Source organism: Pseudoalteromonas sp. XMcav2-N (assembly GCF_024124545.1).
In the GTDB taxonomy this organism is placed as follows: domain Bacteria; phylum Pseudomonadota; class Gammaproteobacteria; order Enterobacterales; family Alteromonadaceae; genus Pseudoalteromonas.
This window is the reverse complement of record NZ_JAMXSF010000006.1, coordinates 188,907-206,499: the sequence shown is the minus strand read 5'-3', so window position 1 is coordinate 206,499 and position 17,593 is coordinate 188,907. Positions and strand designations below refer to the sequence as shown.

The 17,593-nt window shown below is 46.5% G+C and carries 16 protein-coding genes; 11 read left to right on the top strand and 5 right to left on the bottom strand.

The window, feature by feature from the left end; translation table 11 throughout:
* Nucleotides 1-305 precede the first annotated feature (305 nt).
* Nucleotides 306-1,277: an octaprenyl diphosphate synthase gene (gene ispB, locus NH568_RS10335; protein WP_253046801.1), complete on the top strand. Its 972-nt coding sequence runs from the start codon at nucleotides 306-308 to the stop codon at nucleotides 1,275-1,277.
* A gap of 55 nt (nucleotides 1,278-1,332) precedes the next feature.
* Here the strand turns inward: ispB and NH568_RS10330 are convergent, their stop codons facing one another.
* On the bottom strand, nucleotides 1,333-1,605 hold the full coding sequence (locus NH568_RS10330; RefSeq protein WP_054014731.1) for an oxidative damage protection protein: 273 nt from the start codon (nucleotides 1,603-1,605) through the stop codon (nucleotides 1,333-1,335).
* A 34-nt stretch (nucleotides 1,606-1,639) separates the two neighbouring features.
* Complete coding sequence (gene mutY, locus NH568_RS10325) at nucleotides 1,640-2,698, bottom strand: A/G-specific adenine glycosylase (RefSeq protein ID WP_253046798.1); 1,059 nt, start codon at nucleotides 2,696-2,698, stop codon at nucleotides 1,640-1,642.
* Nucleotides 2,699-2,829: 131 nt separating this feature from the next.
* On the opposite strand from mutY, the gene trmB reads away from it, so the two are divergent.
* The 5 genes from trmB (at nucleotide 2,830) to arcA (ending at nucleotide 7,801) form a co-directional block, all read left to right on the top strand.
* Entirely contained in the window at nucleotides 2,830-3,555 is a 726-nt protein-coding gene (trmB, locus tag NH568_RS10320) for a tRNA (guanosine(46)-N7)-methyltransferase TrmB (RefSeq protein ID WP_253046795.1), read from the top strand.
* 48 nt (nucleotides 3,556-3,603) lie between these two features.
* Nucleotides 3,604-4,641: a methyltransferase gene (locus NH568_RS10315; RefSeq protein WP_253046793.1), complete on the top strand. Its 1,038-nt coding sequence runs from the start codon at nucleotides 3,604-3,606 to the stop codon at nucleotides 4,639-4,641.
* A gap of 186 nt (nucleotides 4,642-4,827) precedes the next feature.
* Nucleotides 4,828-6,450, top strand: a complete 1,623-nt coding sequence (locus NH568_RS10310; RefSeq protein ID WP_253046790.1) for an ATP-binding protein — start codon at nucleotides 4,828-4,830, stop codon at nucleotides 6,448-6,450.
* A 5-nt stretch (nucleotides 6,451-6,455) separates the two neighbouring features.
* Nucleotides 6,456-6,974, top strand: coding sequence for a YfiR family protein (locus NH568_RS10305; RefSeq protein WP_253046981.1), 519 nt, complete (start codon nucleotides 6,456-6,458; stop codon nucleotides 6,972-6,974).
* A 107-nt stretch (nucleotides 6,975-7,081) separates the two neighbouring features.
* Entirely contained in the window at nucleotides 7,082-7,801 is a 720-nt protein-coding gene (arcA, locus tag NH568_RS10300) for a two-component system response regulator ArcA (protein ID WP_253046787.1), read from the top strand.
* Nucleotides 7,802-7,808: 7 nt separating this feature from the next.
* Here arcA and arcB read toward each other — a convergent pair whose 3' ends face one another.
* On the bottom strand, nucleotides 7,809-10,136 hold the full coding sequence (arcB, locus tag NH568_RS10295) for an aerobic respiration two-component sensor histidine kinase ArcB (protein ID WP_253046783.1): 2,328 nt from the start codon (nucleotides 10,134-10,136) through the stop codon (nucleotides 7,809-7,811).
* A gap of 271 nt (nucleotides 10,137-10,407) precedes the next feature.
* On the opposite strand from arcB, the gene folE2 reads away from it, so the two are divergent.
* The 4 genes from folE2 (at nucleotide 10,408) to NH568_RS10275 (ending at nucleotide 13,848) form a co-directional block, all read left to right on the top strand.
* Nucleotides 10,408-11,328: a GTP cyclohydrolase FolE2 gene (gene folE2, locus NH568_RS10290; protein ID WP_253046780.1), complete on the top strand. Its 921-nt coding sequence runs from the start codon at nucleotides 10,408-10,410 to the stop codon at nucleotides 11,326-11,328.
* A 143-nt stretch (nucleotides 11,329-11,471) separates the two neighbouring features.
* Nucleotides 11,472-12,062, top strand: a complete 591-nt coding sequence (locus tag NH568_RS10285; RefSeq protein WP_138545357.1) for a DUF2726 domain-containing protein — start codon at nucleotides 11,472-11,474, stop codon at nucleotides 12,060-12,062.
* A 126-nt stretch (nucleotides 12,063-12,188) separates the two neighbouring features.
* The gene (mtnN, locus tag NH568_RS10280) at nucleotides 12,189-12,896 is read left to right on the top strand and encodes a 5'-methylthioadenosine/S-adenosylhomocysteine nucleosidase (protein ID WP_138545356.1); all 708 of its coding nucleotides are present in this window, start codon (nucleotides 12,189-12,191) and stop codon (nucleotides 12,894-12,896) included.
* Between the two features lies 1 nt (nucleotide 12,897).
* Entirely contained in the window at nucleotides 12,898-13,848 is a 951-nt protein-coding gene (locus NH568_RS10275; protein ID WP_253046776.1) for a cobalamin biosynthesis protein, read from the top strand.
* Nucleotides 13,849-13,909: 61 nt separating this feature from the next.
* Here the strand turns inward: NH568_RS10275 and tyrS are convergent, their stop codons facing one another.
* Nucleotides 13,910-15,109, bottom strand: a complete 1,200-nt coding sequence (tyrS, locus tag NH568_RS10270) for a tyrosine--tRNA ligase (protein WP_054014985.1) — start codon at nucleotides 15,107-15,109, stop codon at nucleotides 13,910-13,912.
* 162 nt (nucleotides 15,110-15,271) lie between these two features.
* Here tyrS and NH568_RS10265 point away from each other — a divergent pair, with 162 nt between their 5' ends.
* Complete coding sequence (locus NH568_RS10265; protein WP_253046773.1) at nucleotides 15,272-16,609, top strand: peptidoglycan DD-metalloendopeptidase family protein; 1,338 nt, start codon at nucleotides 15,272-15,274, stop codon at nucleotides 16,607-16,609.
* A gap of 61 nt (nucleotides 16,610-16,670) precedes the next feature.
* On the opposite strand, the gene NH568_RS10260 is transcribed toward NH568_RS10265, so the two are convergent.
* Nucleotides 16,671-17,588 (bottom strand): hypothetical protein, encoded by a 918-nt coding sequence (locus NH568_RS10260; RefSeq protein ID WP_253046770.1) that lies wholly within the window; start codon nucleotides 17,586-17,588, stop codon nucleotides 16,671-16,673.
* Between the last annotated feature and the right edge of the window lie 5 nt (nucleotides 17,589-17,593).

Below are 17,593 nucleotides of genomic sequence, written 5' to 3'. Positions count from 1 at the left end.
AGGGCGCGAAGTTTACGCTAATGTGCTACTTCACGCAAGCCCTAGATCGCAAATAAATGAATAAAAAATAGCTAACTTGAGGGCGTAATAATATTTTCATTTATTCTAACGAAAAGGTGTGATAAGCCAAGCTCTTTTTTGCTTTCTTACTCACGAATTTTGATAGGAAATGACCACAAAGAACAAAAAACAAACAAAAGCATCGATTTTTTAACCTCTATCAAGGCAAGTTATCGAGTCACGGGAATTTTTAATGTACACTTGCGACTCGAACATCCCTGAATGAGGCTTTAGCTCGGAGCGTTATGGATATCAAAGCGATCCAGAGATTGATTGAGCAAGACATGCTTGCCGTTAATCAACTTATAGGCGACCAAATGCAATCTGACGTCGCACTGGTTAATCAACTTGGCTTATATATAGTCAATAGTGGTGGAAAACGCATCCGCCCTATGCTGGCACTTTTGGTTGCTAAAGCATTGGGATATCAGGGCGATAAACACGTTACACTGGCGACCATTATCGAGTTTATCCACACAGCCACTTTGCTGCATGACGACGTCGTTGATGAATCAGCTCTGCGTCGGGGTGAACCCACTGCCAATGCCGAGTTTGGTAATGCGGCAAGCGTGTTAGTTGGCGACTTTATATACACCCGTTCCTTTCAGCTGATGGTTGGACTTGAGAATATGGAAGTCATGCAAATCCTGGCTGATGCGACCAATGTTATCGCAGAGGGCGAGGTTTTACAGCTGATGAACTGTAACGACCCGGACACGACAGAGCAAAGCTATATGCAGGTAATATATAGTAAAACGGCTAAACTGTTCGAAGCCGCAACTATGCTACCCGCAGTTATCCTGAACAAATCAGATGCAACCAAAGAAGCTCTGAAACTCTATGGTATGCACCTGGGCACAGCATTTCAGTTAGTTGATGATGTGCTCGACTACAGTGCCAATGCTGAGCAGCTCGGAAAAAACATTGGTGATGACTTAGCCGAAGGCAAACCAACGCTGCCGTTAATTTACGCAATGCGTCACGGCACTGATCACCAGATTGCACAGATCCGTGATGCCATAGCAAACGGTAATGGCCTCGATAACCTGAACGAAATTCTGGCTACGCTTGAGCAGACCAACGCGCTTGAACACACTATGGAGCGTGCCCGCACAGAGTCGCAAAAAGCCATTGAGCAACTCAGTGTACTCGAGGAGTCAGAGCACAAAACAGCTCTGGTTTCATTGGCAAAACTAGCGGTAGAGCGCAGCTATTAAGCTGATAGAAGATATTAAAAAAGGCTGCTCAGGCAGCCTTTTTTAGTTGAGGTGATTACCCTTCTTTTGGACGATAACCTTCAATCTCAACGTCTTTACCTTCAAACAAAAAGCCCACCATCTGATCTTCGAGTTGCTGGCGGTGTTCAGGATCCATCATGTTCAGGTGCTTCTCATTGATCAGCATAGTTTGCTTGTGCTGCCATTGTTGCCACGCTTCTTTACTGATGTTGTTGAAGATACGTTCGCCAACTTCACCCGGATACAGTTGAAAATCCAGTCCAGGTGCTTCTTTTTGTAACTTTTGACAAAATACGGTACGTGCCATCTCTTTACCCTTTAAGCATTCATTTAGGTTAAGTTTACCCCATTGCCTTTAAGACTTTAACCAACTTTTTAGTCGGTGCAGCTAAGCCCACCTCTGCCGGCTGCGCCAGCGCGTACCACAAGAGCGGGTTATCGTGAACACAGTCAGGAACCGCGCTTAATTCAACAATTACCGGAGTGATAGTCAATTCAAAGTGGGTAAATATGTGGACAAATGGCGACAATGTTTGTCGGCTGCCCGAAATCCCCTGCTGCGCCAAAAAGGTCTCAAGCTCGGTCAGTTCGCTAAACTCAAAGAAACCAAACAAACCACCCCAAATACCGCTACTGGGGCGCTTTTCCATCAGCACTTTGTCATCCGCTCGTACTATTAAGTGATAAGTGGCTTTTTTGGGTTTGGCTTTTTTCGGCTTCGAATTTGGAAATTCCTTCACCCTGCCCTGTTGGTATGCCTGGCAACGACTGACCAATGGACAAGCCTCACAATCAAAATTGCTGCGACTACATAAGCTGGCCCCCAAATCCATCATTGCCTGATTATATTCAGTCACGCTGTCTTTGGGTGTCAACGCATCGGTCAATGTCCAGAGATGATTTTCAACCTTCTTAACGCCATACCAGCCTTCAACCATAAAGAAACGGGCCAGTACACGTTTCACATTGCCATCCAGAATAGGGTGTGGCTGCCCCAGAGAAAGAGAAAGTACCGCTCCCGCCGTGGAGCGACCAATACCAGGCAGTGCCATTACTTCTTCCAGTGTTTCAGGAAATCTTCCCTGATACTCATCGCGTACAATTTTTGCAGTCTTGTGCAGATTTCTTGCACGGGCGTAATAGCCAAGCCCAGTCCAGTGGTGCAACACTTCATCCTCTGGTGCATTTGCTAAATCAATGATGGTTGGAAAGCGCGCCATAAAGCGTTCAAAATACGGGATCACAGTCACAACCTGAGTTTGTTGTAACATTACTTCTGACACCCACACTTTATATGGGGTCTTCTCAAGTTGCCAGGGTAGCGTTTTACGCCCGTGTAACTGGTACCAGTCGACAACTTGCTTGGCAAACCACTGGGCTTGCTCATTATTTACTGTCATTGCGAGACTCTGCTTTTTACTTGCTAATACACGCGCCAGTGTATGAAGCTTTTTTCAAAGGTCAAGCTCTTGTACTTGGCGCTGTGAATAGCGATAATGTGCGCCCATTTTTTACACCGAAGATGAAGACCATGAACGAATCGAGTAAAACAGCGCTTGAACAAGCTGAGCAGGAAGGCAAATACATTCGCAAAGTGCGTAGCTTTGTAAAGCGTGAAGGCCGCCTGACCAAAGGGCAAGCTGCCGCCATTGATAAATGCTGGGCAACGATGGGCCTGGAGCATGCTCAGGGTCGCCTGGACTTTGCTGAGGTGTTTGGCAACGACAATGATGTTGTGGTCGAGATTGGTTTTGGTATGGGTAAATCGCTGGTAGAAATGGCGAAAAATACACCAGACCAGAATTTTATTGGCATTGAAGTACATCGCCCTGGAGTTGGTGCCTGCCTGATGGAAGCGGATGAACAAGGTGTCACTAACCTGCGTGTGTTCGAACATGACGCGGTCGAAGTACTGGCAGACTGTATTCCAGATGCCAGCCTGGCAAAACTTCAGCTGTTTTTCCCTGATCCCTGGCACAAGAAACGTCATCATAAACGTCGCATCGTTCAGACCGAATTTGTTGAGAAGCTCCGTACTAAATTGCGTATTGGCGGTGTTTTCCATATGGCGACAGACTGGGAAAACTATGCAGAGCATATGCTGGAAGTCATGCAGGCCGCGCCAGGTTTCGAAAACCAGTCCGAAACTAATGACTATGTGCCTCGTCCAGATTTTCGCCCATTAACCAAGTTTGAACAACGCGGTCACCGCCTCGGTCATGGCGTCTGGGATCTGATGTTTGAGCGCACGGCCTGACTTGTCATTGCTACCGGGGCATAGCGCCCCGCCTATTCTGGATCTGAGATGCAAAAATTAACCAACCCTAGCTTGCTGTTACTGCGCAATGAAGAAGAGCTGACGGGCCAGCATATTTTGGTGATCAATCACCAGCGTGATGGTTTTCTGTCTGAACTGAAGCAATTAAACCCGCAGGCCGTCATCAGCGCATTTAGTTATGACTTTGCGGATCATCTGGCAGCCGCCTCGGTCAAAAATATCAACAGCTATGTGTCACACAGCCTGCCTGCGCTCGATGATTTAGACTTAATCATTTATTACTACCCAAAGTCCAAGCCTGAAGCGCAGATGATGTTCGACAACATTCGTGCACTGTGCTCTGAGCAGACCCGTTTACTCGTGGTTGGTGAAAATAAAGGCGGCGTTAAGTCGGCGGAGAAGCAGCTGCAAGATAAATGCGAAACACATTACAAACTCGATAGCGCCAAGCATTGTATTTTGTACGAATTTGCTCAACTGCAAACTGAGGCACACTTTGATATTGCCAGCTATCTGCAGACCTTCACCATTGCGGTTGCCGGGCAACAGTTTGACGCTGTCAGTGTCCCCGGTGTGTTTAATCATGGCAAGCTGGATGTCGGGACCAAACTCCTGCTAGAAAACCTCGATTTGCCAGCCCATGGTAACATGCTCGACTTTGGCTGCGGTGCAGGGATCATTGCTACCTTTGTACTCAATCAGTCACCAAGAATTCGCTTCAGCTGCCTGGATGTCAATGCATTGGCTTTATACGCCTGCGAGCAAACTGTGCGCTTAAATGGCCATAAGGTTGAACTGGTACTCAGTGATGGTCTCAAGCAGTTGAAAGGCCGCTTTGATGCCATTATCAGTAACCCGCCTTTTCATACCGGTATAAAAACTGATTATGATATAGCTGAAGAGTTTATCAATAGTGCGACCATGCATATGAACAAAGGCGCCCAACTGCATATTGTCGCGAATAGCTTCTTAAAGTACCCACCACTTATTGAGGCACGCTTTGGGCATTGCAATACACAGATAAAAAACACCAAATTTGCTGTTTATCGTGCAATCCTGAACTAGTGCAAAGCCAGTTCAGGCAAAAGTTGAACTGGCTCCAATCCTATTCTACTGCCATCCCAGCCTTCTTAATACTCTATTTAAAAGAGCAAAGTGCTGAATCGTTTCGTAAAATGTGAGCTTTTTTGTGTTCTATACTGCTAAACTAAGGTGAGTGAATAGCAGGCAAGCGGGATTTGTGGTCTCCCAATGGGTAAATACGCAACAAAAACAAGTATAAGAAAAGTGCTGATCAGTGCCGTCATGCTAGTTACGGCGCTGTCTTTGTCCCTGTCTATCTCAATTTCGACCTACCTCGACGTTAAAAAGCAAAAGCAACTGATCATCAACAAGCTGGAGATGATCGCTGAAATCATTGCGTTTAATGCCCAGGTAACGCTGATTTTCGATGACAGAAAAACCGAAGAAAAGCGTCTAAAATCGTTTGATAAGGTTGATCTGGTCAAGAACATTCACATCTATGCGATTGATGATGTAACGAACAGGCCCGTGTTTTTCACCAGCTACAATGCCAGTAAAACGCCCCCAGTGCCGCTCAAAGTCAATCAAATAGAGGAACTCCGAGCACCTAAGATATCTGAAGACTACATTGAGCTTATCCTGCCCGTAGAATACGAAGGTAATATAGAAGGATATGTTTATCTGCGTGGCGGCCTTGAGCACCTGGCTGAATATATAAACAGAAAAATTTTGGTTGATATCGCCTTAACCCTGTTTGTTCTTGTGTTAGTAATGTTTGTCGCCCGGGGGATCCAAAAGCGGATCGCCAGCCCCATAGAATCTCTCTCAACCCTGTTGCAGGACGTTTCCAAGAACCACAACTACGCCACTCGGGCTGAAAAAAGTGACATAGAAGAAATTAATATTCTGGCGAACAACCTCAACATCATGCTTACCAGGACGCAAAACCAGCTTGAACGCCATCAGGCCGACAAGCAGGAAATAAAGCAACTCAACCAAAGCCTGGAAGAAAAAGTAAACCAGCGTACGATAGCGCTTAGAGAAGCAAACCAGGAGCTGCTTAACACCCTGGAGCGTATGCACCAGTATCAAAATCAGATTGTTGAAAATGAAAAAATGGCCTCACTTGGCCAAATGGTTGCAGGCGTTGCGCATGAAGTAAATACCCCCATTGGGCTGGGAGTAACCGGCTCAACATTGCTGCGTGATAAGCTCAGCGACATAGAAGTCGCCTTCCAGCAAAAAACGCTGACCTCCAAACAGCTGGAACGGTTTATAAAAGAAGGGATCGAGAACCTGGATCTCATTTATCGTAATCTCAACAGAGCGGCCGACCTTATTTCCAGCTTTAAGAAAGTGGCTGTAAGCCAGGATATTGAGATCAATTCAGACGTCAATATCACTAAATTGCTTAACGCCGTTATGGGCGCGATGCGCACTGAGCTGGAACTCAAAGCGCCCCAGATCCATATTGACTGTCCTGAAGACCTCACCATCAGAAGCAAATCTGGCTTGCTGCAACAGGTGTTTGAACAATTGTTTTCAAACTCTCTGCTCCATGGATTTGTAAGTAACGAAAATAACGAAATTGCTATAAAAGTGAACCGTGAAGATCCGCAATTAACGATTGTATACAGCGACAATGGTGTAGGCGTGCCCAATGCGATCAAAAAGCGTATTTTTGATCCATTTGTTACAACAAGGCGGGGCGAAGGTGGCAGTGGTCTGGGTATGCACCTGGTGTATAATTTGGTCACTCAGGCACTAGGGGGAAGCATTACGCTGCAAGAAGACTATAAATCAGGTACTCAATTTGTGATTAGTCTGCCTCTGAAAGGAGGTACACAGTGAGATTAATGTACCTATTTATTTTGTGTTCACTTGCGTTGTTTTCTACATTTAGCTACGCCAAATCGCCCGAGGAAATCCGCTCAGCTTTTTTATATCAGATGGCAAAGTTCATTGATTTTCCAGAGCAAAAAAATAAGAAAACAACTCGTTTTTGTTTTTATGATATCAAAAAAGGTCCAGGTGCTGTTTTATATAGTAATCGTACCTTAAAAATACGTTTAAAGCCGATAGAAATAATCGAAGTTAAAAAGTCTGAGTCGTTGCGGGAACTTTCCCAGCGATGTGATATCACATACATTGATGAAACAATGGAAGATGATATACTCTCCGCTTGGACCGATACAATGGCCCTAAGTATGGTAACTGTGGGCGAAAGTATCGAATTTTTGGAAGGGGGTGGGATTGCGTCCTTGGTCCAGGAAGGGAGTAAGATAAGGCTGTATATAAACAAGCAAGAAGTCACTCAGCACAACTTTAAAGTGCTTTCTCGGTTGCTTGCCGTCTCCAAGTTTTATCCTAACTGATTTTACTTGTTAACAATTGAATATACTCCTATAATCGTTAACATTCGGTTTTATTATATAACGCCGAAGATTTTGTAAATACAATATTCCGAAAAGGTTAATTAATAATGCAAACGCCAGTCATTCTAATTGTTGAGGATGAAGACGTAACTCGACTGAACCTCGTTAGTTTATTTGAAGCCGAAGGTTATAAGGTAATTGAAGCCATAGATGGCGATGATATGCATGAAAAATTGACATCTAACGATGATGTCAACTGTGTAATCATGGATATTAACCTGCCAGGCAAAAATGGCCTTATCCTGGCTCGTGAGTTACGCCAGAAGAAAAACATCGGCCTAATTTTCTTAACCGGCCGTGACAACGATGTTGACCGTATTCTTGGTCTTGAAATCGGTGCCGACGACTACGTAACTAAGCCTTTCAATCCACGAGAGCTTACAATTCGCGTGCGTAACCTGATCTCTCGTACCGGCTCAAACCCGGAAGAGTCCAGCATTGATAGCAATGGCGTCATCACCTTTAACGGTTGGGAGCTGGATGAGAATAGCCGCTGTCTGACTTCTCCAACAGGTGAGTCAAAACGCTTACCTAAAGGCGAGTATCGCGCGTTGCGCCTGATGCTTGACTCACCTGGTCGTATCTTTAGCCGCGAGCAGCTTATTAAGCATATGACAGGTCGTGAGTTGCGTGCAAACGACAGAACAGTTGACGTGACTATTCGTCGTATTCGTAAGCACTTTGAAACCGACAACAACACTCCTGAACTGATCAGCACCATTCATGGTGAGGGCTACCGCTTCATTGGGAAGATCGATAGCCAGTAAGTTTGCGTTACGAGTTTTCAGCGAGTTTTGCAATTAATGAGTGAAGGGCAGTTTGCCCTTCTCTTATTTTCACTTCCAGCTCTGCCAGCCAGTCCGCACGTTGTGCCATACTTGCTTCTTCACCCTCAAGTTCCATTGTCTTTGCATGTAGCTGAACATTTTGCAGCCCAACTGAGCCTGCAGCGCCTTTTAATTTGTGAGCGACAGAGACATAAGTCTCGGTATCATCTCCCTGATTCGCTTCATCAAGCTCATTACAGTATGTCGGGTTAAGTCGCGCAAACAAGTCACAACTGCGCTTAAATGCTTCAATACCCATAGATGAAACAAAGTCGGTGATGGTTTCAACATCGAGCAGGGCTTGCTCCTGCTCACTCAATTGCAGTGGCTCAGCTTCTGGTGAGGATTGTTTGTCCTTGCTTGCTTCAATACCAAACAACTCTGCAAGCATTTTGTCCAGTTTGGTCGTATTGATGGGCTTGGCCAGTGCCCCCTGAATATTAATGCCCTGTAATTCCTGCTCTGCACTGCGCACATTAGCTGTCAGAGCGACAATAGGCAGCTCGTCAAAGTGGCTATCGGAGCGAACCTGCCTTGCTACTTCATCACCATTAATATCTGGCAACTGCATGTCTAGCAGGATAAGGTCTAGTTCGTCTTCAGTTTCGACCATGGACAGCGCATCTTCTCCAGTTTCTGCCCAGATGACTTCATGCCCACGTTGCTCCAGCAAGTTTGTCGCTATCTCGGCGTTGAGCGGCACATCCTCAACCAACAGGATATAAAGGCTGCGCCCTGCATAGCTTTGCTCATTCGGTGCAGCACACAGCTCCAACGGCAACTCAACATCAAAGCGACTTCCCTCTCCTTGCATACTGCTTACATGAATTGTCCCTCTCATGGCGTGCACCAGAGCTTTTGTCACAGCCAAACCTATGCCCGAACCTATGGCATTATTGCCACTGGCATCAGGCGCTTTATAGTACATATCGAAAATCCGTTCCTGCTGATCAGATGGGATCCCCATGCCCGTATCAATCACACTGATCGACAACCAGGGACCGTCTTCACGGTTTTCACGGCGACACTCAAGCGTCACGCCACCCCGGTGCGTAAATTTTACTGCATTGTTGATCAGGTTCCACAGCACCTGACGCAGCCGGGTTGGATCCAATAAAGCATGAATATCCAGCAAGCCTGTGCGTTTAATGTTGAACTCAAGGCCCTTTTGCTCTGCAATAAGACCTGCAAAGTTCACTACATCATTGATAAAGTCCGAGACATTAATGCTGTCTGTCGCAATATCCAGTTGTTCCCTGTCTATCTTGTCCAGGTCAATAATATCATTGAAGATATTACCCAAAGTTTCAGCACTGGAAAAAACGGTGTTGCACCAGCTCTTTTGCTGCTTTGTCAACTCAGTATCGAGCAACATACGGGTCAGTCCGACAATACCATTGAGCGGTGTACGAAGCTCATGGCTCAATGTGGCAATAAATTTCCCTTTGTCTTTGTACGCTGTTTCAAGCGCCTGCTCCGCTTCTTTACGGCTGGTGATATCACGTCCAAACGCCAGCAGCCCGATATATTGCCCATCGTCATTTATGAAGGGCAGCTTACGCATCTCAAACCAACAGTTTTCATTGGCGACAGGATACTCGACATCGACATTGATAGATTGCTGGGTCTCAATAACGTGCTCATCGGTTTGCAGCACCTCAGGAATGTCTTGCTCACCAAACACCTGCTGTACCGTATGTCCGATGAGTTCTTCGCTGGTTTTACCAATGACTTGTTCAAATTTCTTGTTGCACCCGGCAAACACCCCACGCTCGTCACGGTAGTAGAACAAATCGGGGGAAGAATCCACAATACTACGCAACAGCATACTTTGCTGCGCCAGCTCTTGCTCAGCTTTACGGCGCTCCGAAATCTCCTTACGTAGCTCTGCAATCGCCCTGTGCTTGGCATGCAATGCCATTTTCCGCTCATCGATTTCATTATTTAGCCGGTTGATATTGTCTTTGAGGGTCTGATTGAGCAACTTTTCCTGCTGCGTGGCTGATTCGAGATACTCTTTTGAAGCATCAAGCTGGCGCATTGCATAGATGGCAACAGAAAGCAGCAATGGCGAGGTTAAGGCCGCAAACAATACAACGGACAGCACATTGACCAGTGTCACTTCACCAAGTGCGACGTAATAAAACATGCACGCCAACACCAGAGACACGATCAGCACAAATGCATAGGCGACAATACCCGCCCAACGGTCCCCGTAGTTCCTAATCAAATTTGATAAAATTCGGGCCCAGGTCCCAAATGAAGAGTCAAGCATAATAAAATCACCTAGTTAACTTCTACATTATACCTGACCCAAACACAGAAGCGAGTGACCAAAAGTCGCAAGCGACATTGCACAAACCAAAATAACCCCGCCAGCTCCCGTATTCAGGGTCTTTCATCGGTGTTTAGAAAGTCGACTTAAGCGTATGATTTTTTGCACACTTGGGCGATTTTTTTACCAGATAATTTCCAATGGGCTCGGCAAGTTGTGACATTTTGGTGTAACATGCCTCCCCCTTATAGTCGTGATTAAGAGAGTTCAAATGCCAACTTCAATGCCTGACATTGCACATTCTGCTGACGCCTTACAAGAAGGTAAGCTGGACTGGGTAGGAATGGGAAATATCGAGCTGCCTTTATTGTTATCCAGCAAAGGGTTGAATGACACACCTGTGACTGCCAAAGCAGACGCGTTTGTCAGCCTGGACAGGAAAGATGCCAAAGGCATTCATATGTCACGACTATTTTTGGCACTCGACGAGTTGTCGTGTGAGCAGAGACTCTCTCCGAGCTCTATTCGTGCGGTGCTGGACAGTTTTATCACCAGCCACGAAGGCCTGAGCCAAAGCGCCAAAGTCACCTTTAATTTCGAATTACCTTTGCGTCGAGCTTCATTACTGAGTGGTAAGCAGGGTTGGAAAAATTACCCGGTTATTATCACAGCTACCCTGCAGGACGGCCAGTTTAACCTGGAGTTGGCCGTTGATGTTACGTATTCATCCACCTGCCCCTGCTCTGCCGCTCTGGCTCGCCAGCTAATCCAAAACGCTTTTGAGCAAAAATTTGCCGGTCAGCCTCTCGACCATGCCAGTGTACATGCCTGGTTAGGTACAACCGAGGGAATTTTAGCCACACCACACTCACAACGCTCAGTGACTAACATCAAAGTAAAACTGGATGAGCACTGTCAGGAGTTTGACATACTGGGTTTAGTGGATCTGGTGGAAGATGAATTGAAAACGCCAGTTCAGGCAGCGGTCAAACGTGAAGATGAGCAGGAGTTTGCCCGTCTTAATGGCCAAAACCTGATGTTCTGTGAAGATGCGGCAAGAAAACTTAAGGCCTTGTTTGAGCAAGAAAATTATCAGGACTACTATATAAAAATAAACCATTATGAGTCGCTGCATGCACACGATGCGGTCGCTTATGCAGTAAAAGGGTTGAAGGACGGTTATCGCATCTAATCCTTTGAGATGCTTTTGGCATCATTTAAGCTCGGTGACAACCAGCCGCCGAGCACACCACCTCATTATCTTCATCAAAAATCACTTTAGGCACACTCTTTGCTTAATAATCACCAAGTCAAATTGTTGTCGTGGAGTGATTTATGGAACTAACATTACTATCTATTCTGGCGCTGGTCGTTATTGCTTCCATTGTTATTTCAAAGTATACGGATACCGGCGGTAACCCCTATCCGTTTAATCGAAAAGATTCTGTGTTTACTACGGTTGAGGCTTCGTTCCTGCAGCTGTTAGAGCGTTCAGTGGGTGACAAGTTTAAAGTTGTGAGCCGGGTCAAGCTGATCGAGATCATCGAGTGCAAACCTGGCTTGTCTAAAAAGGCGCGTCGCTCAGCCATCACCAAAGCGCAAAACAAACAGCTTGATTATGTATTGGTTGATAAAGAAACCCTGAATATTGTTGCCGCAGTTGATCTGGTTAATAACGCCAACAAAAACGGCCACAAAGCGCAGAAAGACTGGTTTGTTAGCGGGGCTCTGGAATCTGCCGGAATTCCACACATTCGTATGAAGGTCAAAAGTGGTTATAAAAGTGCAGAAGTGCGTGCTGCAATCCTGTTCAAACTGGGTAAAAAGCCAGAACCACAAAGCAAGCCGCGTAATCGTAATTACAAGCCTGCGGTACTCTCACCCTCTCAGGCCAAAGCCGCTGCCACTCAGTTAGCCGAGATATAGCCAAGCCCATTTGCTGTCACCCATCATCTGGACTGACAGCAAAACCTTTTCCCCGCCTAACTCCATATTCTCAGCACCCATTTATGATATATAATGAGCAGCACTGTTAAAAAATAAGAGAAGACTATGAAAGTAGGCATTATTGGCGCCATGGAACAGGAAGTCACTATCCTGCGTGGCGCAATGAAAAACACGCAAACCGCAACCAAGGGCGGGTTTACCTTTTACCATGGTGAACTGGGTGGTCATGAAGTCACGCTGGTTCAGTCTGGTATCGGTAAAGTCGCTGCGACCGTTGCTACCACTTTGCTTATCGACAACTATACGCCGGATTGTGTGATCAACACAGGCTCTGCCGGCGGTTTCGATCCTGAACTTAATGTTGGTGATGTGGTGATCTCTTCAGAAGTAAAACACCACGATGTAGACGTTACCGCATTTGGCTATGAACTGGGTCAGGTTCCTCAAATGCCGGCAGGTTACAGCGCGCATTCGGCTCTGGTTGATGCAGCTCAGCAAAGTGTTGGCGAATTGGCAGATATTCAGACGAAAGTTGGTCTTATCTGTACTGGTGATTCCTTCATGTGCGATCCCGTACGTATCGATAAGACGCGTCAGGATTTCCCTGAAATGCTTGCCGTTGAAATGGAAGGCGCAGCAATCGCGCAAGCTTGCCATGTGTTAAACACCCCTTTTGTTGTGATCCGTTCATTGTCTGATATCGCGGGCAAAGAGTCGCCACAATCGTTCGAAGCTTACTTAGAAATTGCCTCAGTGAACTCGTCAAAGCTGGTAACAGCCCTGCTGGCTAAGCTGGATCAGGTTTCGCTCTAAGGTGTTAATTGAACAATTGCAAGCCCATACGGGCTTGCTGATATTTCTACTGGCTACACTCAGCGCAATAGGATTCAGAACCTCCAGCCTGTATCACCCCAATGTGCTTATGACCTTGTTGTTTGCGAATCTCGCACAGAAAGTCTGCCGACCAAAAGCCTCTGCGGGTTATCAATTGCTATCCGGTAGTCTCGCATTCGTACTGCCAGTCCTGACCATGTTGATATTACTCGCCACACTCGGCTATTTGTCTTTCTACCCCCAGTGGCTTGGTGGCCTGGTACTGTTTCTTTGTCTTGATATCCAACATGAACGCCGTGCAAAGCGTATTGCCATCTTAGTAAAACAACAACAAAAGGCCGCCGCGCGTCAGTTGCTGAGTGCCATGGTCAAACGGGATGTCGAGCAGCTCTCTGCCATGGGTATTTGCAAGGCTTGCCTGGATAGTCTGGCACTGCGGGGGATCAGACACTTTTATGTGGTGATTATCTTCTATCTCATTGGTGGACCTTTGCTGGCCCTGAGCTATAAACTGATGCTACTGTGTGATCAGGCCTGGCGCAGCAAGATGCGACCAGATGCGTCGTTTATGAAGCCTCTGCAAATGTGTCTGACGGTCTTAGAATGGTTACCCGTGAGGGCGTTAGTCCTAATGATGGCGCTGACACAAAATCTCAGTAAAACACTCCATTACCTCAGGCATTATGGCCAGTTTTACCGACCCGGTAACTCGGGCTGGATTTTGACGTTATTCTCGGCGAGTCTGAACACACAACTGGCGGGGCCACGCTTTTATCAGCAACAGCGCTTTGACAATATGCGCATTGGCAGCGATACCCCACCTGAACCCGAGACCATTGCACTGATGCTGAAGTTACTGGCGACCATGCGCTGGTTTTTCCTTTGCGCCCTGTGTTTATGCTGGCTAACCGTTAATATTCTGACTCATTAAAAAAAGGCGACCAGATGGTTCGCCTTTTTCATGTTCGTATTCGCTTGATCAGCTCGTCGAATTATTCAACGCTGATTTTAGCGAATTTGCGTTTACCAACCTGATAAATCGCCGTGGAGCCTTTTTCCACACTCAGTTTAGAGTCGGTGACTTTCTCTTCACCATTAAGTTTAACCGCGCCTTGTTTGATCATGCGCATTGCTTCTGAGGTACTGGCTACCAGGCCTGCTTCTTTCAGTACATTGGTAATGAAAGTCGCTGATTCCGCGATGGTAATGGTCACTTCAGGAATATCATCTGGCAGTGCATTTTTCTGGAAGCGCTTGATAAAGTCCTGGTGCGCCGCCTCGGCATCCGCTTCACTATGGAAACGTGCAATCATTTCTTTGGCAAACTCGATTTTAATGTCTCGTGGGTTGCGACCACCAGCTACTTCTTCTTTCAGGCCTGCTATCTCTTCCAGAGATTTAGCACTGAGCAACTCATAGTAGCGCCACATCAGCTCATCAGAAATCGACATCACTTTACCAAACATATCGTTTGGTGCATCTGTGATACCAATGTAGTTACCCAAAGACTTAGACATCTTCTGCACACCATCGGTACCTTCAAGCAGCGGCATCATCAGCACAGTCTGCGGCTTCTGACCTTCTTCTTTTTGTAACTCCCTGCCCATCAGCAGGTTAAAGCGTTGATCGGTACCACCCAACTCAACATCCGCTTCAAGCGCTACCGAGTCCCACCCCTGAACCAGAGGGTAAAGAAACTCATGGATGGCGATTGACTGACCGCCAGCGTAACGCTTTTTGAAATCATCACGTTCCAGCATACGGGCAACTGTTTGACGTGCTGCAAGCTTGATCATGCCCGCACTGCCTAATTTCTCCATCCACTCGGAATTGAACGCCACAGTGGTTTTAGCTGGATCCAGAATCTTAAATACTTGCTCTTTATAGGTTTCAGCATTGGCCAGAACATCGTCACGTGTAAGTGGCTTACGCGTGACATTTTTGCCAGTCGGATCGCCAATCATGCCTGTGAAATCACCGATCAGGAAAATGACCTCATGGCCTAAGTCTTGGAAAGTTTTTAGCTTGTTGATAAGGACAGTATGGCCCAGGTGCAGATCTGGCGCTGTTGGATCAAAACCGGCTTTGATCCGCAACTTTTTACCAGACTTCAGTCTTTCTTTTAAATCTTCTTCAATCAGAATCTCTTCAGCACCACGCTTTATCTCTGCTAGTGCCGTTTCTATGTCCACAGTTGTCACGCCAACCTCACTCCAACAATTTAATCAGTTAATCGCCCGATTTTAGCTTATATTCGGGGCAGTTTAAATGTATAAAAGACTGGTATTTGCGCATTATTACGTATATGCTGCACTATTATTTGCAATAATTCTTGACAGCGGAAAAGGCACGTTATGGTACATGCAGTGCACAAACTCCCAAAAAAACACAAGTTGCTGATCCTGGGCTTGCTGTCAGCAATGGTCGCTATTGCACTCATCCCATCTGAGAAGGCAACAGCCTCCCGTGATCACGACAAAAGCGCGCTCGAAGTTGGCAAAAGATACGAACTGCCACTCAACGTCGGTGAGCAACAACCTGAACTCACTGAGCTCAGCGAAGCGCCTGTAGACACAGCAGAGCCGATTGTCCCGGAAGCTATCCAGTACGACTTCAAAGACCACCAGGTCCGCAACGGCGATAGTTTGGCGGTGATTTTCAAACGCGCCGGCTTTTCAGCACAAACGCTTCATAACCTCGTCAATACCAACGCTGAAACCCGTAAACTCACCAAGATCCACCCAGGTGAAGTGCTGAGCTTTGCCAGTAATGAACAGGGTGAACTATTACTGCTGAAATACGTGCTCTCGAAAACAGATACGCTACTTGTCAGTCGTAATGAGGAAGGCAACTACGCCACACGGATCGAAAGCAAAGAAATTGAAACGGTTGAAAAATCAGCAGGTGGTGAGATCAAGTCCAGTTTCTGGACAGCCGGTATTACCGCTGGCTTATCAGAACGCCAGATCATGAACTTTGCTCATATTTTCGGCTGGGATGTCGACTTCGCCAACGACATCCGCAAGGGCGACCGTTTTACATTGATATACGAGTCACACTTTGTTGACGGTGAAGAAATTGGCACGGGTAAAATTATCGCTGCTGAATTCATCAATCAGGGAGAGCGATATACAGCAGTTCGTCACTCTGACGGTGACTTTTATACCCCTGAAGGGCGCAGCATGAAGAAAGCCTTCCTGCGTGCCCCGGTTGATTTCAAGTATATTAGTTCTAATTTCAACCCTCGCCGCTTGCATCCGGTAACCGGTCGTGTGTCGGCACACCGCGGAATTGATTATGCAGCCAGAACAGGCACCCCAGTAGTGTCGGCTGGTAATGGTAAAGTCATTAAATCGGGTTACAACCGCCTGAATGGTAATTATGTGTTTATTCAGCATGGCAGCCAGTATGTGACCAAATACCTGCACTTGCATAAACGTCACGTTAAGCAGGGTCAGAAGGTTAAACAGGGCCAGAAAATTGGTACTGTCGGTGCCACCGGCCGGGTGACTGGTGCTCATCTTCACTATGAATTCCTGGTAAATGGCGTACATCGCAATCCACGTACGGTTAAACTGCCGAAGTCACAGCCTTTACCAGCTGCTGAACTGGCAACGTTTAAGCCTCTGGCGCAGCAAATGCTGGCAAAGCTGGAGCGTAATCGCGAACTGATGCTGGCACTGAATGACTAATACCAAACAGCTAAATAAAAAAGCCACCGTCAGGTGGCTTTTTTATTGACTGAAAGTCAGACTAGGAGCCACTTACTTTCAGGTTTAAGAATTTTTCGAGGCCCTCAGGATCTGCTGCAAGCATCTGAACTTGCTGAGAAAAAGCGTTAAAGTTCATGGCTTCATCCACTGACACCTCTACCTTCAAGGCATTTAGCCCAGTGGCAAAGCCAGTGATCCCTTGTTTGACGGCTTCAGAAACCGGCACCTGAGCAAGTTGCATTGTCAGCATTTGCTGAAATTGATCTTTCGTCAGTCCTTTGCTGGTGAGTAGTTCTGTAACTAATAGTTCCAGCTTTGGCTGCCCGTCAACGGCAAAGGTCAGCTTCTGTGGCTCCAGGGATTGTATTGCAGAAAGTAGCTTGCTTTGCATTTGCAATTCCTGCTCCAGGGTCATCTCTGACCCCTGTTGCTGCATCTCAAGCGATGTACTCATCAACTCAGCACTGTTGCCAAGGTCAAAGTTAAATTCAAGACCAACAACACCCTCAGCCTCAACCGCCGATTTAAACTGACTATTGCCAGTTTGCTCATCGTAACGCATGGATGAAGTGAGTGCGAAGTGAGTCCCTGCCAAAGCTGTGGATTGCTGTTCAAGTTCAGCCGCAATCGCCGGGCTTAAGGTCACATTAGTCAACTTCACTTCGGTAAAGTCACTCACTGTGTCTGCTTCATAGCCCTGCAAACTGAACTCACCTATGTTCAGCAGCGCTTGCTGATCTATCGCATCTTTGACCACCAGGGACTGCACTTTGACAGTATCAGTAAACAGGTTGTACGAAGACCCCTGATACTCGATTAGCATGTCTGACTGCTCTGCAAACTGGCTGATCTGCTGCTCAATAACAAGTTCAGCCTGCTGATTGGCATAGAGATGTGCACCAACAACAGCAGCTGACATTACACCACCGAGTGCCAGCATGATCGTAGATTTTTTCATTTTTT